This is a genomic window from Rhodoferax sp. (assembly GCF_028714215.1).
In the GTDB taxonomy this organism is placed as follows: domain Bacteria; phylum Pseudomonadota; class Gammaproteobacteria; order Burkholderiales; family Burkholderiaceae_C; genus Rhodoferax.
In genome coordinates this window covers 133,281-151,651 of record NZ_JAQTMS010000001.1, presented here as the reverse complement: position 1 = coordinate 151,651, position 18,371 = coordinate 133,281, and the positions used below count along the sequence as shown (strand labels likewise).

The 18,371-nt window shown below is 59.7% G+C and carries 17 protein-coding genes; 7 read left to right on the top strand and 10 right to left on the bottom strand.

Annotated features, from left to right (window positions below):
- Positions 1 to 12: 12 nt before the first annotated feature.
- The 8 genes from PHS32_RS00655 to PHS32_RS00620 form a co-directional block, all read right to left on the bottom strand.
- On the bottom strand, positions 13 to 2,547 hold the full coding sequence (locus tag PHS32_RS00655) for a FimV/HubP family polar landmark protein (protein WP_301076817.1): 2,535 nt from the start codon (positions 2,545 to 2,547) through the stop codon (positions 13 to 15).
- Between the two features lie 243 nt (positions 2,548 to 2,790).
- The gene (gene asd, locus PHS32_RS00650; RefSeq protein ID WP_301076888.1) at positions 2,791 to 3,927 is read right to left on the bottom strand and encodes an aspartate-semialdehyde dehydrogenase; all 1,137 of its coding nucleotides are present in this window, start codon (positions 3,925 to 3,927) and stop codon (positions 2,791 to 2,793) included.
- A gap of 43 nt (positions 3,928 to 3,970) precedes the next feature.
- Positions 3,971 to 5,038: a 3-isopropylmalate dehydrogenase gene (gene leuB, locus PHS32_RS00645; protein WP_301076816.1), complete on the bottom strand. Its 1,068-nt coding sequence runs from the start codon at positions 5,036 to 5,038 to the stop codon at positions 3,971 to 3,973.
- 34 nt (positions 5,039 to 5,072) lie between these two features.
- On the bottom strand, positions 5,073 to 5,723 hold the full coding sequence (leuD, locus tag PHS32_RS00640; RefSeq protein ID WP_301076815.1) for a 3-isopropylmalate dehydratase small subunit: 651 nt from the start codon (positions 5,721 to 5,723) through the stop codon (positions 5,073 to 5,075).
- A gap of 9 nt (positions 5,724 to 5,732) precedes the next feature.
- Positions 5,733 to 5,864 carry an entericidin A/B family lipoprotein gene (locus tag PHS32_RS00635; RefSeq protein ID WP_301076814.1) on the bottom strand — a complete coding sequence of 44 codons (132 nt, stop codon included), beginning with the start codon at positions 5,862 to 5,864 and terminating at the stop codon, positions 5,733 to 5,735.
- A 23-nt stretch (positions 5,865 to 5,887) separates the two neighbouring features.
- Positions 5,888 to 7,360 (bottom strand): 3-isopropylmalate dehydratase large subunit, encoded by a 1,473-nt coding sequence (gene leuC, locus PHS32_RS00630; RefSeq protein ID WP_301076813.1) that lies wholly within the window; start codon positions 7,358 to 7,360, stop codon positions 5,888 to 5,890.
- A gap of 110 nt (positions 7,361 to 7,470) precedes the next feature.
- On the bottom strand, positions 7,471 to 8,781 hold the full coding sequence (gene gltA / locus PHS32_RS00625; protein WP_301076812.1) for a citrate synthase: 1,311 nt from the start codon (positions 8,779 to 8,781) through the stop codon (positions 7,471 to 7,473).
- A 486-nt stretch (positions 8,782 to 9,267) separates the two neighbouring features.
- Positions 9,268 to 10,071 (bottom strand): GntR family transcriptional regulator, encoded by an 804-nt coding sequence (locus PHS32_RS00620; RefSeq protein ID WP_301076811.1) that lies wholly within the window; start codon positions 10,069 to 10,071, stop codon positions 9,268 to 9,270.
- A 186-nt stretch (positions 10,072 to 10,257) separates the two neighbouring features.
- Here PHS32_RS00620 and PHS32_RS00615 point away from each other — a divergent pair, with 186 nt between their 5' ends.
- The 6 genes from PHS32_RS00615 to PHS32_RS00590 all read left to right on the top strand — a co-directional run bounded on the left by PHS32_RS00615 (position 10,258) and on the right by PHS32_RS00590 (position 16,967).
- Positions 10,258 to 11,244, top strand: coding sequence for a malate dehydrogenase (locus PHS32_RS00615; RefSeq protein ID WP_301076810.1), 987 nt, complete (start codon positions 10,258 to 10,260; stop codon positions 11,242 to 11,244).
- 256 nt (positions 11,245 to 11,500) lie between these two features.
- Positions 11,501 to 12,058 carry a hypothetical protein gene (locus PHS32_RS00610; protein ID WP_301076809.1) on the top strand — a complete coding sequence of 186 codons (558 nt, stop codon included), beginning with the start codon at positions 11,501 to 11,503 and terminating at the stop codon, positions 12,056 to 12,058.
- A 61-nt stretch (positions 12,059 to 12,119) separates the two neighbouring features.
- Positions 12,120 to 14,717 carry a bifunctional aconitate hydratase 2/2-methylisocitrate dehydratase gene (acnB, locus tag PHS32_RS00605; RefSeq protein WP_301076808.1) on the top strand — a complete coding sequence of 866 codons (2,598 nt, stop codon included), beginning with the start codon at positions 12,120 to 12,122 and terminating at the stop codon, positions 14,715 to 14,717.
- Between the two features lie 117 nt (positions 14,718 to 14,834).
- Positions 14,835 to 15,203, top strand: coding sequence for a DMT family protein (locus PHS32_RS00600; protein ID WP_301076807.1), 369 nt, complete (start codon positions 14,835 to 14,837; stop codon positions 15,201 to 15,203).
- 93 nt (positions 15,204 to 15,296) lie between these two features.
- Positions 15,297 to 15,944 (top strand): DUF47 domain-containing protein, encoded by a 648-nt coding sequence (locus tag PHS32_RS00595; RefSeq protein WP_301076806.1) that lies wholly within the window; start codon positions 15,297 to 15,299, stop codon positions 15,942 to 15,944.
- 12 nt (positions 15,945 to 15,956) lie between these two features.
- Entirely contained in the window at positions 15,957 to 16,967 is a 1,011-nt protein-coding gene (locus PHS32_RS00590) for an inorganic phosphate transporter (protein ID WP_301076805.1), read from the top strand.
- A gap of 34 nt (positions 16,968 to 17,001) precedes the next feature.
- Here PHS32_RS00590 and PHS32_RS00585 read toward each other — a convergent pair whose 3' ends face one another.
- Entirely contained in the window at positions 17,002 to 17,448 is a 447-nt protein-coding gene (locus tag PHS32_RS00585; RefSeq protein WP_301076804.1) for a hypothetical protein, read from the bottom strand.
- Positions 17,449 to 17,460: 12 nt separating this feature from the next.
- Positions 17,461 to 17,982 (bottom strand): GNAT family N-acetyltransferase, encoded by a 522-nt coding sequence (locus PHS32_RS00580; protein ID WP_301076803.1) that lies wholly within the window; start codon positions 17,980 to 17,982, stop codon positions 17,461 to 17,463.
- Between the two features lie 133 nt (positions 17,983 to 18,115).
- Between PHS32_RS00580 and rpsP the strand changes: the two genes are divergently transcribed.
- Positions 18,116 to 18,367: a 30S ribosomal protein S16 gene (gene rpsP / locus PHS32_RS00575; RefSeq protein ID WP_301076802.1), complete on the top strand. Its 252-nt coding sequence runs from the start codon at positions 18,116 to 18,118 to the stop codon at positions 18,365 to 18,367.
- The last annotated feature ends 4 nt before the right edge of the window (positions 18,368 to 18,371 follow it).

The following is an 18,371-nucleotide window of genomic DNA, read 5'->3' as shown; positions in this document are numbered from 1 at the left end:
GGAGCATAGTGACTAAAGCTTGCCCAGGGCGCGCTGGGCCTTGAGCTTCATGTCACCGGAGGCTTCCGCGATGACCTCTTCTATCAGGGCGCGCGCACCGTTCTTGTCGCCAATAGCACCGAATTCTTCAGCCAGTGCCAGCTTGGTCGCCAGCGGATCTTCATGCGTATCTGCAGTCTGGTCGGCTGGCGGCAGCGCAACGCTGTCTTCAAGATCAAGTGACAGCGAGCCGAGGTCGAACTCCAGCATGTCAAAGTCCGGCGCGACCGCAGTGCCGCCGTCAACCTCGGTGGCGGGTTGACGCTTCGGCTCGTTGCGGCTGGCGCTCACCTGTGGCGGCGCAACCGGGGGTGTCGGTGGCGCGTCCGGCAGAGCGAAATCGAGGGCATTCGCGTCGGCACCTGGCGTCTCTTCCTCTTGGTCAATCGGCGCGGTCGCTCCATTGGCCGGGCGATCCTTCGCGTCAAGCGGGCCTGGGGTCGTTTCGGCAACGCTGGAGGAGGTTTCGTGGATCGCTCCGGCGGGCGCTTCATCGAGCGAAAAGTCCAGGTCCAGATCGACAAAAGCACTCGGCTGGGTGACTCGCGGGGCGCCGCCGTTGTCGGTCAGATTGTTGGCGCCGTCCAGGGGTGCCGGACGCGATGGCGAGCCATTGGCTTGCCGGGGTTGACCACCCGGCAGGTACAAGGGATTGTTGGCGTCAACGCTGAGGCCAAGTTCGCGGATGCGCTCCCAATCCGGCCCCTCGCCGTTGCTTGCCTTGAACGCCAGCACGGCGATATTCTCAAAGGATTTGATGTCACGCCGCTTGCTGAAAAGTTCCAGCAATTTTTGATGGATGGCGAGGCGTCCCGGGTTGTTGCGCAGGGCGTCCTTCAAAATCTCCTCGGCCTGCAAATCACGGCCGTAGGCCAGGTAGACGTCGGCCTCGGCGACCGGGTCGACGTCGTCCACCGCGTCCAACTGGCTGGGCGAATAGACCAGGGAGGAACCGGTTGCCGGTCCGTTATGGGTATCTACACTTTGCCCGCCACTGCCACCGAAAAATGAGTCCGGCCGCAAGTGGTTTTCCAGGAAGACACTGTCAACCTGTGCGGCGTTCTTGCGCTGGCGCGCGCGGTAGAGACCAAAAAAGGTTAACAGAGCGATCAGCCCGACAGCGCCGGCCGGGACCAGGGGACTTTCCATCAGCCCATCCAGCAAGCCGGTCTGGGGTTGCGGCAGCGGCATTGCCGGCGCGGCTTTGGCTGCGCCGGAGGCTGTGCGAACCGGCGCCGACGCAGCGCCGGTGGCCGCAGTGGCACTGGCTGCGCTGGCCGCCAGCGGGGCGGCGGGCGGCGGGTTGACCAGCGTGCTGGTGACTGCTGCCGCGCCGGGCTGGGCAGCGGCACTGGCGGGCGCTACCGGGCTGCCAGCGACGGCCTTCGAGGCGGCGCCCAAGCTGCTGAGGTCACTGATGTTTTTGGCGATTTCCGCGACCCGGCTGGCCGCCTCGCGGGCACTGCGGTCTTTGACCAACTTGTCTTCGGCCGGCAATTTTTGAATGCCGCCCTTTGACAGCGTCAGTTTGTCGGGCGCAGCAGCAGCCGGCTTTCGGTCGTCGACGCTGGCTTGCACGGTACCACTGGTTTGACGGCTGGCCGCCACGGTCGGGGTGTCGGGTGCGCTGACGGCGAGTCTTCTGCGGAAATCGTTGAAGTCCTTGCTCTGGGCAACAATGATTTGAGTGGCTTCGGCGGCGGAAGTGGTCCCGGCCTGTTCTGCCGTCGGGAGGTCCAGAATGGCGCCGGCCTTGATGCGATTGATGTTGTCGCCCATGAAGGCGGCTGGATTGGTGCGCAGCAAAGCCACCAACATCTGATCCAGCGACACCTTGTCCGGCTTTGTCGCGGCGGCTATCCGGCTGGCGGTGTCGCCGGCCTTGACAGTTACCTGTCCGGTCCGGCCAGCGGGCGGCTTGACGACGGCCGCGGGGACGGGAGCCTTGGCGGCAATTCTGCTGCCGGGCTCGGCGACCTGGGTTGCGTTCAATCCGGGCGTTGCCGGCGTCGCCGGTTTCGTTGCCGACGCAGTCCGGCCGGCCGGCGACGCGGCGGTGACCTGAGCCGGGGTCGGTGCCGTTGGCGCGGCTGCGCGCAGATTGGGCGGGTCGAACAACAAGGTGTAGTCGCGAACAATGCGACCGGTTGCCCAATTGGTTTCCAGAATCAGGTCGACGAACGGGTCGTTGATGGCACGGTCGCCGTTCAGGCGGATATAGGCGCGTCCGTCCGCGCGCCGTTGAAGAGTGGCTTGCAGGCTTGCCAAGGCCGGGTTGTATTCCAGTCCCGCGCTCCTGAAGGCCTCGGGCAGGGCAATGGAGGCGCGCAGCGAAGAGGCCTCTTCGGCGTTGATGTCGAGCACCTCCACTTCCGCACGCAGAGGCTCGCCAAGGGCAGATTGGACTGTGATACGGCCCAAGGAGAGCGCCATCGCATTGAATCCCCAAAGGCCGCAAAGCGCCGCCACCATGGCGGTTTGCTGCCAGCGATGTGATTTAGCAATCAATTTGTGGACTCCGGTATGCGGATGGCTGAAAAATAAGTCTCATTATGCGAACAAATGGATCGATACAAAAACGCCAAAAGCACCATAACATCAATGTCTTAGGCTGACAAGCAAGGGAACTTTGAACGCTCCCTCGCTCGCCGTCAGGGTCCCCGCCGCCCGATTCTATGTTGTCGAGCGACAACGACCGGCAACACTTTTTTACACCCAAGGGCAGGGCGCCGGAACCGGTTCGACGTTGACTCAGGCCGCCAGCAAGATGCGCAACATGCGGCGCAAAGGTTCTGCCGCGCCCCACAAGAGCTGGTCGCCGATGGTGAACGCGCCAACATATTCCGCTCCCATGGCGAGCTTGCGGATGCGGCCCACCGGAATGCCCAGCGTTCCGGTCACAGCCACCGGCGTCAGGTCCTTGATACTCGCTTCGCGGGTATTGGGAACCACCTTGACCCAGGCATTGTCGGCCGCGATCAGGGCTTCAATGTCGGCCGTCGGCACATCTTTCTTGAGCTTGAAAGTCAGCGCCTGGCTGTGGCAACGCATGGCGCCGACGCGGACGCAGAAACCGTCCACCGGCACCGCCGGTGTGCCGAAACCTTCGCCCTGGCCCAGGATCTTGTTGGTTTCGGCGCCGGCCTTCCATTCCTCGCGGCTGATGCCGTGGCCGAGGTCCTTGTCTATCCACGGAATCAGGCTGCCGCCCAGGGGCACGCCGAAATTGGCCATTTCAGCGCTGGTCAAGGATTGCTGCTTGGTCAGTACTCTGCGATCGATTTCAAGGATGGCGGACTTCGGATCGTCCAGCAGGCTCTTGACCTCCGCATTGAGGGTTCCGAATTGAGTCAGCAATTCACGCATGTGTTGCGCGCCGCCGCCCGATGCCGCCTGGTAGGTCATGCTGGTCATCCACTCCACCAGACCGGCCTTGTAGAGTGCCCCGACGCCCATCAACATGCAACTCACGGTGCAATTGCCGCCAATCCAGTTGTTGCCGCCTTTGGCCAGGGCATTGTTGATAACCGGCAGATTGACCGGGTCCAGGATGATGACCGCATCGCTTTTCATGCGCAGTGTCGAGGCGGCGTCGATCCAGTGGCCCATCCAGCCGGAGGCGCGCAGTTTCGGGAACACCTCGGTGGTGTAGTCGCCGCCCTGGGCGCTGATGATGATGTCGCATTTTTTCAGCGCAGCTATGTCAAAAGCGTCTTTCAATGCGGTTTCGTTCTTGGCCTGAACCGGCGCCTTGCCGCCGGCATTCGAGCTGGAAAAGAAGACCGGTTCGATCAGGTCGAAGTCACCCTCCGATTGCATGCGGTCGATCAACACCGAACCGACCATGCCACGCCAGCCTACCAAACCGACCAGATTACCAATTTTCATCATGTTGCTCTTTCAAATGGTTGGAATAAAGGAATGTCAAACCCTACAAGGCGGCGACCACGGCGGCACCCATTTCCAGCGTGCTGACCTGCGTGGTGCCCGGGCTGAAGATGTCTGCCGTGCGCAGACCCTGGGCCAGCACCGATTTCACGGCGGCTTCAATGCGCTGGGCAGCCGCTTCCTGGTTCAGGCTGTAACGCAGCATCATGGCGGCGCTCAAAATGGTTGCCAACGGGTTGGCGATGCCCTTGCCGGCGATGTCCGGCGCGCTGCCGTGACTGGGTTCAAACAAGCCCTGGTTGCTGGCGTTCAAGGAAGCGGAGGGCAGCATGCCGATGGAGCCGGTCAGCATCGCCGCCTCGTCGCTCAGGATGTCGCCGAACATATTGCCGGTCACCACCACGTCGAATTTCTTGGGCGCGCGCACCAGTTGCATCGCCGCGTTGTCGACGTACATGTGGTCCAGTGCCACATCGGGGTATTGCCGGCCGACCTCGGTGACCACGTCTTTCCAGAACTGAAAGGTCTCCAGCACATTGGCCTTGTCGACGCTGGTGACGCGTTTGCTGCGTTTGCGGGCCGCCTGGAAGGCGACGTGGGCGATGCGTTCGATCTCCGGCCGCGAATAGCGCATGGTGTCGAAGGCTTCCTCGGCGCCGGGAAAGTGGCCGTCGGTTGCGATGCGGCGGCCGCGTGGCTGGCCAAAGTAGATATCGCCCGTCAATTCGCGGATGATCAGAATATCAAGATCCGCAATCAGTTCGGCTTTCAGGCTGGAGGCGCCCACCAGTTGCTCGTAGCAAATGGCCGGGCGGAGGTTGGCAAACAGTCCCAGGTTTTTGCGCAGCCCCAGAATCGCCTGTTCCGGCCGCAGGTGGCGGTCCAGCGTGTCGTATTTCCAGTCGCCGACCGCGCCAAACAGCACGGCGTCGGCCTCTTTGGCCAGTTTCAGTGTTGCCTCCGGCAGGGGATGACCATAGGCCTCAAAGGCGGCACCGCCGACCAGTGCGGTCTCGAGCTCAAACTTGAGGTCCAACGCATTCAGTACCTTGACCGCCTCGGCCACAATTTCGGTGCCAATGCCATCGCCGGGTAACACTGCAATTTTCATGGTGAATTCTTTTTGCTATCAGATGTAGGGTTCTTCACGCAATCAGCGTGTGGGCCAGCCACGGCTTTTGCGCCAGGCGTTGCGCTTCAAAAGCCTTGATCTTGTCGGCATGGCGCAAGGTCAGGTCTATATCGTCAAAACCATTGAGCAGGCAGTATTTGCGAAACGCTTGCACCGCAAAAGGAAGTTCCTCGCCGCTCGGTTTGACAACCAACTGTCGCTCCAGGTCGATGGTCAGTGCATAGCCGGGGAAGGCCGCGGTCTCATCAAATAGCTGGCTTACCTGAGCTTCGCTTAAAACAATCGGCAGCAAGCCATTCTTGAAACTGTTGTTGAAGAAAATGTCGGCATAACTGGGTGCAATGATGGCGCGAATACCGTATTGATCGAGCGCCCAGGGGGCATGTTCGCGTGACGAGCCGCAGCCAAAGTTTTTCCGTGCCAACAGGATCGACGCCTTCAGGTAGCGGGGCTGGTTGAGCACGAAGTCAGGGTTGGGCTTGCGACTTTTCGGGTCCTGGCCCGGAAAACCGGCATCCAGGTAACGCCATTCGTCAAACAGATTCTGACCAAATCCGGTCTTGTGGATGGATTTCAGAAACTGCTTGGGGATGATGGCGTCGGTGTCGACGTTCTCGCGGTCCATGGGGGCCACCAAGCCCTTGTGCAGGGTGAATTTTTGCATACTGATTCTTTACTTCTTCTTGGCCACGTCTTCAATCTTTTCGCCGGCCTTCTGCAGGTCTTGGCCAACGCCTTTGACGGTGTTGCAGCCGGTCAGGAAGACAAACACGGACAAAGCGATCAATGCAGAAAATTGTTTCATGAAGTTCTCCTGGATAAAACGCGTCAGACAAACTTCCTGACATCGACAAAATGGCCCACAATGGCGGCCGCGGCGGCCATCGCCGGACTGACCAGATGGGTGCGTCCTCCGGCGCCCTGACGTCCCTCGAAATTGCGGTTGCTGGTGGACGCACAGCGTTCCCCCGGCTCCAGCCGGTCGGCGTTCATGGCCAGGCACATGGAACACCCTGGTTCGCGCCACTCGAAGCCGGCGGCTTTGAAAATTTCATGCAAACCCTCGCGTTCGGCCTGTTCCTTGACCAGCCCCGAGCCGGGTACGATCATCGCCAGCTTGACGTTGCCGGCTACTTTCTGCCCTAATTTCTTCACCAGGGCAGCAGCTTCACGGATGTCTTCAATCCGGCTGTTGGTGCACGAGCCGATGAAAACCTTGTCCACATACAGATCGGCCAGCGCCTTGCCTGGCTGCAGGCCCATGTAGACCAGGGCCCGTTCAATGGCGCCACGTTTGTTGGCGTCCTTCTCCTTGTCGGGGTCTGGCACCTGGCCATCGATGCCAAGCACCATTTCCGGTGAAGTTCCCCATGTGACTTGCGGAACAATCAGGGAAGCATCGAGTGTGACGACGGTGTCGAAGCTGGCATTGACGTCGCTGCGCAGCGTCTTCCAGTACGTCACCGCCTGCTCCCATTCGACACCCGCAACCGTTTCGTTGACAGCGCCATGCCCCGGTGCCAGCGGACGGCCTTTCAGGTATTCGATGGTCTTCTCGTCGACCGCCACCAGTCCGGCGCGAGCTCCGGCTTCAATCGCCATATTGCACACCGTCATGCGGCCTTCCATGCTCAGGGCGCGAATGGCGGAACCGCCAAATTCAATGGTGTAGCCGGTGCCGCCGGCGGTGCCTATTTTGCCGATGATGGCCAGCACTATATCTTTGCCGCCGCAGCCGCGTGGCAGGGTGCCGTCAACCCGGATCAGCATGTTCCTGGCTTTTTTGGCGAGCAGGGTTTGCGTCGCCATCACGTGTTCCACTTCGCTGGTGCCTATGCCATGCGCCAAAGCGCCAAAGGCACCATGGGTCGAAGTGTGAGAGTCGCCGCACACCACCGTCATGCCGGGCAGGGTGGCCCCGGTCTCAGGTCCGATGACGTGAACAATGCCTTGGCGTTTCGACAGGAAGGGGAAATAGGCGGCAGCGCCGAATTCCTGCATGTTGCGGTCCAGCGTGGTGACCTGTTCCTTGCTGGTCGGATCGGTGATGCCGTCATAGCCCAGTTCCCAGTGGGTGGTGGGTGTGTTGTGGTCGGCTGTGGCAACGACCGAGCTGACCCGCCACAGTTTGCGCCCGGCCTGACGCAAGCCTTCAAAGGCTTGCGGACTGGTGACTTCATGCACCAGGTGGCGGTCTATGTACAAGAGGGCCGTGCCATCTTCCTCTGTGTGAACGACGTGTTCGTCCCAGAGTTTGTCGTACAGCGTTCGTCCTTGCGTCTCAATGTCTATCCGGCCCATGTGGTCTTTCCTTGGCAATGCTTGATTTTAAACGGCGGGCCGAATCGGCGCGCCGCAAACAAAACGCCCGCCGGTGTTGCCATCCGGCGGGCGTTCCAAACCAGACCGTATCAGCGCTGGGCTAGCGGCAGCACATCGCGCTTGACCGAGCCGGAGAACAATTGACGCGGACGACCAATCTTGTACTCGGGATCGCTGATCATTTCATTGAGCTGCGCAATCCAGCCGACCGTGCGGGCCAGCGCGAAAACGCCGGTGAACATGTTGACCGGGATGCCGATGGCGCGCTGCACGATGCCGGAGTAGAAGTCGACGTTGGGATAGAGTTTGCGGGTGACGAAATAGTCGTCTTCCAGCGCAATCTTCTCCAGCGCCATGGCCAGTTTGAACAAGGGGTCGTTTTCGAGTCCCAGCGCGGCCAGAACTTCCTTGCAGGTTTCCTGCATCAACTTGGCGCGCGGATCGTAATTCTTGTAGACCCGGTGCCCAAAGCCCATCAGCTTGACGCCGGAATTCTTGTCCTTGACCTGTTCCATGAACTGGCCGACTTTCGCAATGCCGCCCGTTTTCTGGATCTCTTCAAGCATGTTCAGGCAGGCTTCGTTGGCGCCGCCGTGCGCCGGGCCCCAGAGGCAGGCCACGCCCGCGGCGATAGCGGCAAACGGGTTGGTGCCGGAACTGCCGCAGAGGCGAACGGTGGAGGTGGACGCGTTCTGTTCGTGATCCGCGTGCAGCACGAAAATGCGGTCCAAGGCGCGTTCGATGACCGGGTTGACCACATAGTTTTCGCAGGGGGTGGCGAACATCATGTGCAAAAAGTTGCCGGCATAGCTCAGGTTGTTCCGGGGATACATATAGGGTTGCCCCATGCTGTATTTGTAGGCCATGGCGACCAGTGTCGGCATCTTGGCAATCAGGCGCAGCGCGGCAATTTCACGATGTTCCGGATTGTTGATGTCGGTGCTGTCATGGTAGAAGGCAGACAGGGCTCCCACCAGCCCGGTCATGATGGCCATCGGATGGGCATCGCGGCGGAAGCCGCGCAGGAAGAACTGCATTTGTTCGTTGACCATCGTGTGATGGGTTACGCGTTTGGTGAAGTCGGCTTTCGCGGCGGCATTGGGCAGGTTGCCGTACAACAGCAGATGGCAGGTTTCCAGGAAGTCGCAATTGGTGGCCAATTGCTCGATCGGGTAACCACGGTACAGCAGTTCACCCTTGTCGCCGTCAATGTAGGTAATGGCCGACTGGCAGGAGGCGGTAGAGAGGAACCCCGGATCGTAAGTGAACATGCCGGTCTGTGCGTAGAGCTTGCGGATGTCAACGACATCAGGCCCGACACTGCCCTGATATACCGGCAAATCGACACTGGGGCTGCCGTTACTGAACGACAGGGTGGCTTTGTTGTCAGCTAATTTCATTTCTTTGCCTTTCAAGGGTTTCTTTCAACATACACAAAATTTCACGTACCTGGCTCCGACCAAGACCGGCGTTGACTTGTATCGGCGCTTGGCGCGCCAAAAGCAAGTCCGGCAGATCTTCGTCACTGAGTTCCCTTCAAGCGTTCAGAACTTGCGACTGCCGGTCGGTCAGTCTCAATCAAAACGCTGAAAACCGCTCGACGAAAAAACCACTCCCAGGCAAGCTGCGGCGACAACGCCATTTCAACTTGCCCAAGGACCTCGAATCGATCAGATCGCTGGTTTGTACCATAGCGCGTCGGCCCCGATATTGATCAACCTCAAAGCTGCGTATCAGCGTCGTTTTTTGATTTTACCGGCTGCTCTGGTTGGATCGAGTCCCTTGCGGCACACTTCGATGCCATTCGCGGCAGGCGTGGCGCGGCGGCCGGTGAGGGGCTGACAGACCGCCTGCCTAGGCCGCCAGGCGCTCGAACGGCAAAGCGCTCAGCTCAATCGGTTGTGGTAATAGTGGGTGTCGGTGCGGTAGTAGCCGCGGCGCAGTTCCATCGGCACGTCCTTATAGGTATAGGCAATCCGCTCGACGCTCAGCAAGGGTGTGCCGGACGCTACTTGCAACAGCTTTTCACGACCGTTGGCGGCCGGCTCGGCGCGTATCTTTTCCTCGGCCCGAACCATGCGGACATTGAATTCGGTCTCAAACAAGGCGTACATGGGACCCTGGTAATTGGCCAGGCGTTCAGCGGTCAAGCCTTTGAAGGGGGCGGCCGGCAACCAGATGTCTTCCAGAATGGCGGGGGTGCCGACAAAACTCAATACGCGGCGTGCCTGCAGCACGGCATCACCGGTGCGCAGCGCCAAGGCGCGCGCGATATTGGCGCTGGCGCTGGTGCGGCGGCACTCAATGATGTGACGCTGGGCGGGGCCTTCGCTGCCGGGTGTGCCGCTATTGGGTACCAGCTTCAGGAAACGGAATTGCGCCTGCTGCTCCGCGTGGGTGGCCACAAAAGTGCCCTTGCCTTGTCGTCGCACCAGCAGGTTCTCGGTGGCGAGATCGTCGATCGCCTTGCGTACCGTGCCCTGGCTGACATGAAAGCGGGTTGCCAGGTCCATCTCACTGGGGATCACTTCGCCTGGTTTCCATTCGCCAAGCCGCAAGCCGTTCAATATCAGCCCCTTGATTTGCTGGTAAAGAGGACTGAACGAGGGCGTCAGCGTGGCGCCGCCGGACGTGCCGCCGTTGCTGGCCGCAGGGCTGTTGTTGGCAGATCGGAAGGATGTTGTGGACATGGATATTCAATCTCGCACAGCGTAACTCGCCAAAGTTTGAGCTGAATCATATCTCTTATATAAGACATAAGACAAATTGACGGTGCAGGGTTTTCCAGAGTAAACTAAGAGTGAATTTTGTGGGACTCAGGTGGTCCGCTTGAGCCGTCCCAGCACCCGTTTCACAACAACTCTGGAGTACTCACCATGAGCAAGAAGCCTGTCCGCGTTGCCGTTACCGGCGCCGCCGGTCAAATTGGTTACGCAATCCTGTTTCGCATCGCTGCCGGCGAGATGTTGGGCAAAGACCAACCCGTCATTCTGCAATTGCTGGAGGTTCCCCTGGAGAAGCCACAGCAAGCCCTGCAAGGCGTCATGATGGAACTGCAGGACTGCGCTTTCCCGTTGCTGGCCGGCATGGAAGCCCATTCCGACCCGATGACGGCGTTCAAGGACGTGGACTACGCTCTGTTGGTCGGTGCGCGTCCGCGTGGCCCCGGCATGGAGCGGGCCGACCTGCTGGCCGCCAACGCCCAGATCTTCACGGCCCAAGGCAAGGCTCTCAACGCCGTGGCCAGCCGCAATGTCAAGGTCCTGGTGGTCGGCAACCCGGCCAATACCAATGCCTACATCGCCATGAAGAGCGCGCCCGACCTGCCGCGCAAGAACTTCACTGCCATGCTGCGCTTGGACCACAACCGCGCCTTGAGCCAGATCGCCGCCAAAACCGGCAAGGCGGTTGCCGATATCGAGAAGTTGACGGTGTGGGGCAACCATTCACCCACCATGTACGCCGACTATCGTTTTGCCACCATCAATGGCGCCAGTGTCAAGGACATGATCAACGACCAAGACTGGAATGTGAACACCTTCCTGCCCACGGTGGGCAAGCGCGGGGCAGCCATCATTGCGGCCCGTGGCGTGTCTTCGGCCGCCTCCGCGGCAAACGCCGCCATTGACCATATGCGCGACTGGGCGCTCGGTACCAACGGCAAGTGGGTCACCATGGGCATTCCCTCGGACGGCCAGTACGGCATTCCGAAGGACACGATGTTTGGTTTTGCCGTGACTTGTTCGGGTGGCGAATACAAGCTGGTCGAGGGCTTGGCGATCGATGCGTTCAGCCAGGAGTGCATCAACAAGACCCTCAAGGAGTTGCAGGACGAACAAGCCGGCGTTGCGCATTTGCTGTAATCGGCTGCTTGGGCCGAACCCGGTTGCTGCGTATCTGCGCGAAGCGGCCTCGGTTTGCGGTGATGCGGGATCCTTTGGCGCTGGGTGATCCTGCACAAAAGAAAGCGGATGAACTGGTTTGGGTTCTTCCGCTTTTTGCTGGTTGTCGGCATCTCAATAAAAGATTGAGTTGCCGACAAGCAGCACAGCGTTTGCTGCGGCGGCGGAATTTCCCGCCACGCTTTATTTGTTGGTCTAACGGGTTCCAAGGAATGCCATGAAGTTCGTTTTTGCACTTGCAGTCCTCTTTGTTGCACCCGTATTGGCGCTGGCTCAAACCAGCCAGCCGAGTACGACCGTCACGAAGGCCACGGAGCCGGCTGCTCCGCATAAATCACCGGCCAAGGTGAGGCGCTCAGCGCTCAAGGTGGTGGAAGAAATAACCCCTATTGACGATGACCTCAGTGTCACCCTGACGGCGGAAGAACTCGAAATTGCCAAGCACGTTTACTTGGGGTCCATTCCCTGTGAACTGGGTGCTGCGGTCACCATCACGGCGAGCGAAAAGCGGCCTGGCTTTTTCCTGGTGCGGACCAAGACCAGCAGTTTTCGCATGCATCCGGTTGCCAGCCGCACCGGTGCCATTCGGCTGGAAGATCCAAGAGCCGGCGCGATGTGGCTGCAGCTGGGTAACAAGTCGATGCTGATGAGTCAGAAACTCGGTCAGCGGCTGGCAGACAACTGCACCAGTCCGGATCAGACTGTGATGGCCGAGATGTTGAAAAAAAATCCGGCACCCAGTCTTCTTGATGCGCCTGCGGCGGCTGCGAAATAGTAAGAAAGCGGGCCGATTCATGATGCCCGAGCCCATTTTGTTGATTGTTAAGGAGTAGACCATGTTGCAGACCTATCGCGTCCACGTCGCCGAACGCGCGGCCCTCGGCATTCCCCCGTTACCACTGTCGGCCAAGCAGACCGGCGAACTCATTGAACTGCTGAAGAATCCACCGCCGGGTGAAGAGGCCACCTTGCTGGACCTGATCACGCACCGCGTGCCGGCCGGCGTGGATGACGCCGCCAAGGTCAAAGCCAGCTATCTGGCGGCACTGGCGCATGGCAGCGAAAAATGCCCGCTGATTTCCCGCGAGAAAGCCACCGAACTGCTGGGCACCATGCTGGGCGGCTACAACATCAGCCCGCTGATCGATTTGCTCGATGACGCGATCGTCGCGCAAGTGGCGGCCAATGGGCTGAAGAAGACGCTGCTGATGTTCGACCAGTTCCATGACGTCCAGGAAAAAGCCCAGAAGGGCAATGCGCAGGCCAAGGCCGTGCTGCAGAGCTGGGCCGATGCCGAATGGTTTACCTCGCGTCCGGAGGTGCCGCAATCGATCACGCTCACCGTATTCAAAGTGGAGGGCGAGATCAACACTGACGACCTGTCGCCGGCACCCGATGCCTTCAGCCGTCCCGATATTCCCTTGCACGCCCTGGCCATGCACAAAAATGCGCGTCCCGGCATTACGCCCGAGGAAGACGGCAAACGCGGCCCGGTCAAGTTCATCGACCAACTCAAGGCCAAGGGCCATCTGGTGGCTTACGTGGGCGACGTGGTGGGTACCGGCTCGTCCCGCAAATCGGCCACCAACTCGGTGTTGTGGTTCACCGGCGAGGACATTCCGTTCGTGCCCAACAAGCGCTTTGGTGGTGTCTGTCTGGGCGGCAAGATTGCCCCGATTTTTTACAACACCATGGAAGACTCGGGCGCACTGCCGATCGAACTGGACGTGCGGCAGATGAACATGGGCGACGTGGTGGAGCTGCGCCCCTACGATGGCAAGGCGCTGAAGGACGGCAAGGTGATAGCCGAGTTCAAGCTCAAGAGCGAGGTTCTGTTCGACGAAGTGCGCGCCGGCGGTCGCATTCCCTTGATCATCGGCCGCGGGCTCACCGCCAAGGCGCGTGAGGCACTGGGCTTGCCGGTCAGCACGTTGTTCCGTTTGCCGCAGAACCCGGTGGATACTCACAAAGGGTTCACACTGGCACAAAAAATCGTTGGCCGCGCCTGCGGTTTGCCGGAAGGTCAGGGCGTGCGTCCCGGCACCTACTGTGAGCCCAGGATGACCAGCGTCGGTTCGCAAGACACCACCGGCCCCATGACCCGCGACGAACTCAAGGATCTGGCTTGCCTGGGTTTCAGTGCCGATCTGGTGATGCAGTCGTTCTGTCACACCGCCGCTTACCCGAAGCCGGTGGATGTGAAGATGCACCACGAATTGCCTGTATTCATGAGCACACGCGGGGGCGTGCCGCTACGCCCCGGCGACGGCATCATCCACAGTTGGCTGAACCGCATGTTGCTGCCCGATACCGTGGGCACCGGCGGCGACAGCCACACCCGTTTCCCGATCGGCATCAGCTTCCCGGCCGGTTCCGGTTTGGTGGCCTTCGGTGCCGCCACCGGTGTCATGCCGCTGGACATGCCGGAGAGCGTGCTGGTGCGCTTCAAGGGAAAGATGCAGCCCGGCATCACGTTGCGCGATCTGGTCAACGCCATTCCCCTGTACGCCATCAAGGCGGGCTTGCTGACTGTGGCCAAACAGGGCAAGAAGAATATCTTCTCCGGCCGCATCCTGGAGATCGAGGGTCTGCCGGACCTCAAGGTGGAACAGGCGTTCGAATTGAGCGATGCATCGGCCGAGCGCAGTGCCGGCGGTTGCACCGTGCATCTGAACAAGGCGCCGATTCAAGAGTACATCAGCAGCAACATCACGCTGCTGAAATGGATGATTGCCTCGGGCTATTCCGACGTGCGTACCATCAATCGCCGGATCAAGGCGATGCAGGCTTGGCTGGCCGATCCGCAGTTGCTGGAACGCGACGCCGATGCCGAATATGCCGCCGTCATCGAGATTGACCTGGCCGACATCCATGAGCCGATCGTGGCCTGCCCGAACGATCCGGATGATGTGAAGACACTGTCCGAGGTCGCCGGCGCCAAGATCGACGAAGTCTTCATCGGCTCCTGCATGACCAACATCGGCCATTTCCGCGCCGCCAGCAAGCTGCTGGAGAACAAGCGCGATATTCCGGTCAAGTTGTGGATGGCGCCGCCGACCAAGATGGACGCCAAACAACTGAGCGAAGAAGGCCATTACGGCGTGCTGGGTTCCGCCGGTGCCCGCATGGAAATGCCCGGTTGCAGCCTGTGCATGGGCAACCAGGCCCAGGTCAGGGAAGGTGCCACCGTGTTCTCCACCTCCACCCGCAACTTCCCGAATCGTCTGGGCAAGAACAGCTTCGTGTACCTGGGCAGTGCCGAGCTGGCGGCCATCTGCTCCAAGCTGGGGCGCATCCCGACCAAGGCAGAGTACATGGCCGACATGGGGGTACTGATGGCGGCCAGCGACAAGGTTTATCAATACCTGAACTTTGACAAGGTCAAGGATTACACCGACGCTGCCGCTTCCGTCAAGGAAAGTGCTGCCGCCTGATGGGTGATATCGAGCCCCGAAAAGGCTCGATAGCCGATCCGCAAACGCCCCGCAATTCAATTTGCGGGGTGTTTTTTTGCGCCAGCCCAGGGGCGCGTGTGCCGGATAATCCGCGGCATGAACGCGCTTCAATCCATCCCCTTGTCCTTGCAGACGGTCTTGTTGCTGGTAGGCAGCAATATCTTCATGACTTTCGCCTGGTACGGCCATCTTAAAAACCTGGCGAGCGCACCCTGGTATGTCGCCGCGTTGGTGAGTTGGGGCATTGCGTTGTTCGAGTACGCATTACAGGTGCCGGCCAACCGTATTGGTTTTCAGCAAGCCGGTTTCACCGTGGCTCAACTCAAGATCACGCAGGAAGTGATTACGCTTTCGGTGTTTGTGCCATTTGCCATGTTGTACCTGAAGGAACCCTTCAAACTGGACTATCTGTGGGCGGCGCTGTGCATGGTGGGCGCGGTGTTTTTTATTTTTCGCAATGCTTGATTTTTCCGGGGTGTTCCCGGCAGGGCGGGCGGTTAAACTTCGCGCAGTCACAAATACGTCATATCTTTGATATCTTCCCTTGAGGAGTCAGCCATGTTCTTTGGCAAGCTGTTGCCGCGCGATGGTAATTTTTTTGAAATGTTCAACCAGCATGCTGACCGTATCGTTGAGGCGGCACGGGCGTTTTCCAAGCTGGTGGCGAACTACAGCGATCTTCACCTGCGCCAAAAATACAACCAGGACGTGGACAATGCCGAGCGGGCGGCGGACCGGGTCACACATGATGTCAACAAGGCAATTCATATCACGTTCATTACGCCCATTGATCGGGAACAGATTCATACGCTGATCAACACCATGGACGATATTGCCGACCTGATCCAGGACTCGGCCGAGACCATGGCGCTGTACGACGTGCACCACATGACGGAAGACATCACGCGCCTGACCGACCTCAGCGTCAAGTGCTGCGAACGGGTGCGCGATGCCGTCAATATGTTGGCCAAGGTGGCCGACCCGGCGACGGCGGCGGCGGCACTGAAAACCTGTGAGGAGATCGACCAGCTTGAGTCGGATGCCGACCGCGTCATGAGAAGTGCCATGAGCAAGCTGTTCCGGGAGGAGCCGGACGTGCGTGAGGTGATCAAACTCAAGGCGATCTATGAATTGCTGGAGACCATCACCGACAAGTGCGAAGACGTCGCCAACGTTATCGAGGGCATTGTCCTCGAGAACTCCTGAGCCGTTACTGTCATGGCATCGGTTCAGGTGGGGCTGTGGGTGGTGGTGATGCTGGTGGTGCTGGCGCTGGCGTTCGATTTCATGAACGGATTTCATGACGCCGCAAACTCGATTGCCACGGTGGTATCGACCGGTGTTCTGAAACCCGGACAGGCCGTGCTTTTTGCGGCGGTCTTCAATTTCATCGCGATCGTGATTTTTCAGTTGAGTGTGGCGGCGACGATTGGCAAAGGGCTGGCACAGCCCGGGGTGGTCGACGTGAACGTTGTTTTTGGCGCCCTGGTTGGTGCCATCAGCTGGAACTTCATCACCTGGTATTACGGTATCCCCAGCAGTTCCTCGCACGCGCTGATCGGGGGCATTGTCGGCGCCGTCATTTCCAAGGCCGGCGCCTCGGCGCTGATATTTGCCAGCATAGCGAAGACGGTGGTGTTCATATTTGTGTCGCCCCTGATGGGATTCCTGTTGGGCTCGCTGATGCTGATTGGAGTGTCGTGGCTCTTTCGCAGCAGCACACCCAGTCGCGTTGACCGCTGGTTTCGGCGGCTGCAACTGGTGTCGGCCGGTGCTTACAGTCTGGGCCACGGTGGCAATGATGCACAGAAAACCATCGGTATTGTCTGGATGCTCCTGATCGCCACCGGCTACACCGCCGCCGCGGACAAGTCGCCGCCGACCTGGGTGGTGCTCAGTTGCTACACGGCGATTGCCATGGGTACCTTGTTTGGCGGCTGGCGCATTGTCAAGACCATGGGTCAAAGACTCACCAAGCTCAAGCCGGTGCACGGCTTCTGTGCCGAAACGGGGGGCGCCATTACGCTTTTCACGGCGGCAATTCTGGGTATTCCGGTTTCGACCACCCATACCATTACCGGGGCGATCGTGGGGGTCGGTGCGACCCAGCGTGCCAGTGCTGTGCGCTGGGGTGTCGCCGGTAACATCATCTGGGCCTGGATCCTGACGATTCCCGCCACGGCCTTCATCGGTGCAATTGCCTATTGGGTCAGTCTGCAGGTCTTTTAGCGCGCCGAACAGCGTCGCCCGTCAACGGCCTGCTTCATTGAGAAATCTTGCGGGCCTCCTCGATTTGGTATTCAAAGTAGTGTTGAACACTCCACACCATGCTGCTCATCAGGACTGTGCTGCCCAGCAGCAGGGCCAACACTATCGCTCCAATGGTCGCCCAGTTGCTGTTTCCCGAGGCGGCGTCCGGGAGCGCCGAAGGGTTGTACCGGGCGTTCCATTTCTCCGGGCTTGTCAAGCCGTAAACAATGGCCGTCAATGCGCAGCCGGCGATGGTAAAACCCAGTAGCGGGATCAACAGCCAGCTCCACAAGTCGTCCAATCCATTGCGCCACACCCGCTCAAGACCGTACAGGCCCAAGGCGGTGGGGACGGGCAGTAACCAACCCAACAGGTCGCCGCTCCCGTGCAAGTAAAGACGGTGCAGTCCCAAGGGGCCGCCGATCAATGCCAGCCAAGCGGCCAGAGTTTTGTTTTTCATGACATCCTGTTGCTATTGCGGGGCGCTTGTGGCGCCCAGGCCCAGCGCCTTGTCCATCATGACCACATCGCGCCATTGATCAAATTTCCAGCCGCAGGATTGAAGTACGCCGACGTGGGAAAACCCGACACAACGGTGGACCCCGATCGATCCGGTATTGGCCGAGTCGCCAATCACCGCGATCAATTTTCGCACGCCCGCTTTTTCCGCTTGCGTTGCCAGTTCTGTCAGCAGCGCCCGGCCGAGGCCGTGGCCCTGGGCCTGCGGGGCCACATAGATCGAGTCTTCGGCCGAGAACCGATAGGCTGGGCGTGGCTTGAACCAGTTGCAGTAGGCAAAGCCCAGTACCGTATCGCCTTCGGCTGCCACCAGGTAGGGTAGCCCCTTGGACAGCACATCGGTACGGCGGTTCGCCATCTCGCTCTCGGAGGGCGGTTCAAGCTCGAAAGTACCGGTTCCGGTGAGCACGTGATGGGCATAAATGGCGGCAATAGCCGGGAGGTCTCGGGATTGGCTGGGGCGAATAATAGGCATAAATAGAGGAAACGTTATAATAAAAAGCTTTCCAGTGTGTCGCTGACCGGGTGGTCATGTCGCGTGTCTCAACGCTGGATTGAGTGCTTATTAAATGGTGGAAATAAAACTCTGCCACCCCAAAGGATAAATCATGGTCGTCATTCGACTCGCCCGTGGCGGTGCCAAAGCACGCCCGTTTTTCAATATTGTCGTCGCCGACAAGCGGACCCGCCGTGACGGTCGTTTCATTGAGCGCATTGGTTTTTATAACCCGATCGCGACTGCCAATGAAGAGAGCATCCGCATTGCTCAGGACCGTCTCACTTACTGGAAAAGCGTAGGCGCTCAGGCCTCCCCCACGGTGGAGCGACTGGTCGAGCAAGCGGCAAAAAAAGCGGTCTGATGCC

Bases quoted from the DNA above. Each gene is read 5' to 3' on its own strand.
- PHS32_RS00590 (WP_301076805.1), top strand. From the start codon at position 15,957: ATGGCATCGGTTCAGGTGGGGCTGTGGGTGGTGGTGATGCTGGTGGTG.
- PHS32_RS00610 (WP_301076809.1), top strand. From the start codon at position 11,501: ATGAAGTTCGTTTTTGCACTTGCAGTCCTCTTTGTTGCACCCGTATTG.
- asd (WP_301076888.1), bottom strand. From the start codon at position 3,927: ATGAAAATTGGTAATCTGGTCGGTTTGGTAGGCTGGCGTGGCATGGTC.
- PHS32_RS00595 (WP_301076806.1), top strand. From the start codon at position 15,297: ATGTTCTTTGGCAAGCTGTTGCCGCGCGATGGTAATTTTTTTGAAATG.
- PHS32_RS00580 (WP_301076803.1), bottom strand. From the start codon at position 17,982: ATGCCTATTATTCGCCCCAGCCAATCCCGAGACCTCCCGGCTATTGCC.
- leuC (WP_301076813.1), bottom strand. From the start codon at position 7,360: ATGGGCCGGATAGACATTGAGACGCAAGGACGAACGCTGTACGACAAA.
- leuB (WP_301076816.1), bottom strand. From the start codon at position 5,038: ATGAAAATTGCAGTGTTACCCGGCGATGGCATTGGCACCGAAATTGTG.
- acnB (WP_301076808.1), top strand. From the start codon at position 12,120: ATGTTGCAGACCTATCGCGTCCACGTCGCCGAACGCGCGGCCCTCGGC.
- leuD (WP_301076815.1), bottom strand. From the start codon at position 5,723: ATGCAAAAATTCACCCTGCACAAGGGCTTGGTGGCCCCCATGGACCGC.
- PHS32_RS00600 (WP_301076807.1), top strand. From the start codon at position 14,835: ATGAACGCGCTTCAATCCATCCCCTTGTCCTTGCAGACGGTCTTGTTG.
- rpsP (WP_301076802.1), top strand. From the start codon at position 18,116: ATGGTCGTCATTCGACTCGCCCGTGGCGGTGCCAAAGCACGCCCGTTT.
- PHS32_RS00620 (WP_301076811.1), bottom strand. From the start codon at position 10,071: ATGTCCACAACATCCTTCCGATCTGCCAACAACAGCCCTGCGGCCAGC.
- PHS32_RS00635 (WP_301076814.1), bottom strand. From the start codon at position 5,864: ATGAAACAATTTTCTGCATTGATCGCTTTGTCCGTGTTTGTCTTCCTG.
- PHS32_RS00585 (WP_301076804.1), bottom strand. From the start codon at position 17,448: ATGAAAAACAAAACTCTGGCCGCTTGGCTGGCATTGATCGGCGGCCCC.
- PHS32_RS00615 (WP_301076810.1), top strand. From the start codon at position 10,258: ATGAGCAAGAAGCCTGTCCGCGTTGCCGTTACCGGCGCCGCCGGTCAA.
- gltA (WP_301076812.1), bottom strand. From the start codon at position 8,781: ATGAAATTAGCTGACAACAAAGCCACCCTGTCGTTCAGTAACGGCAGC.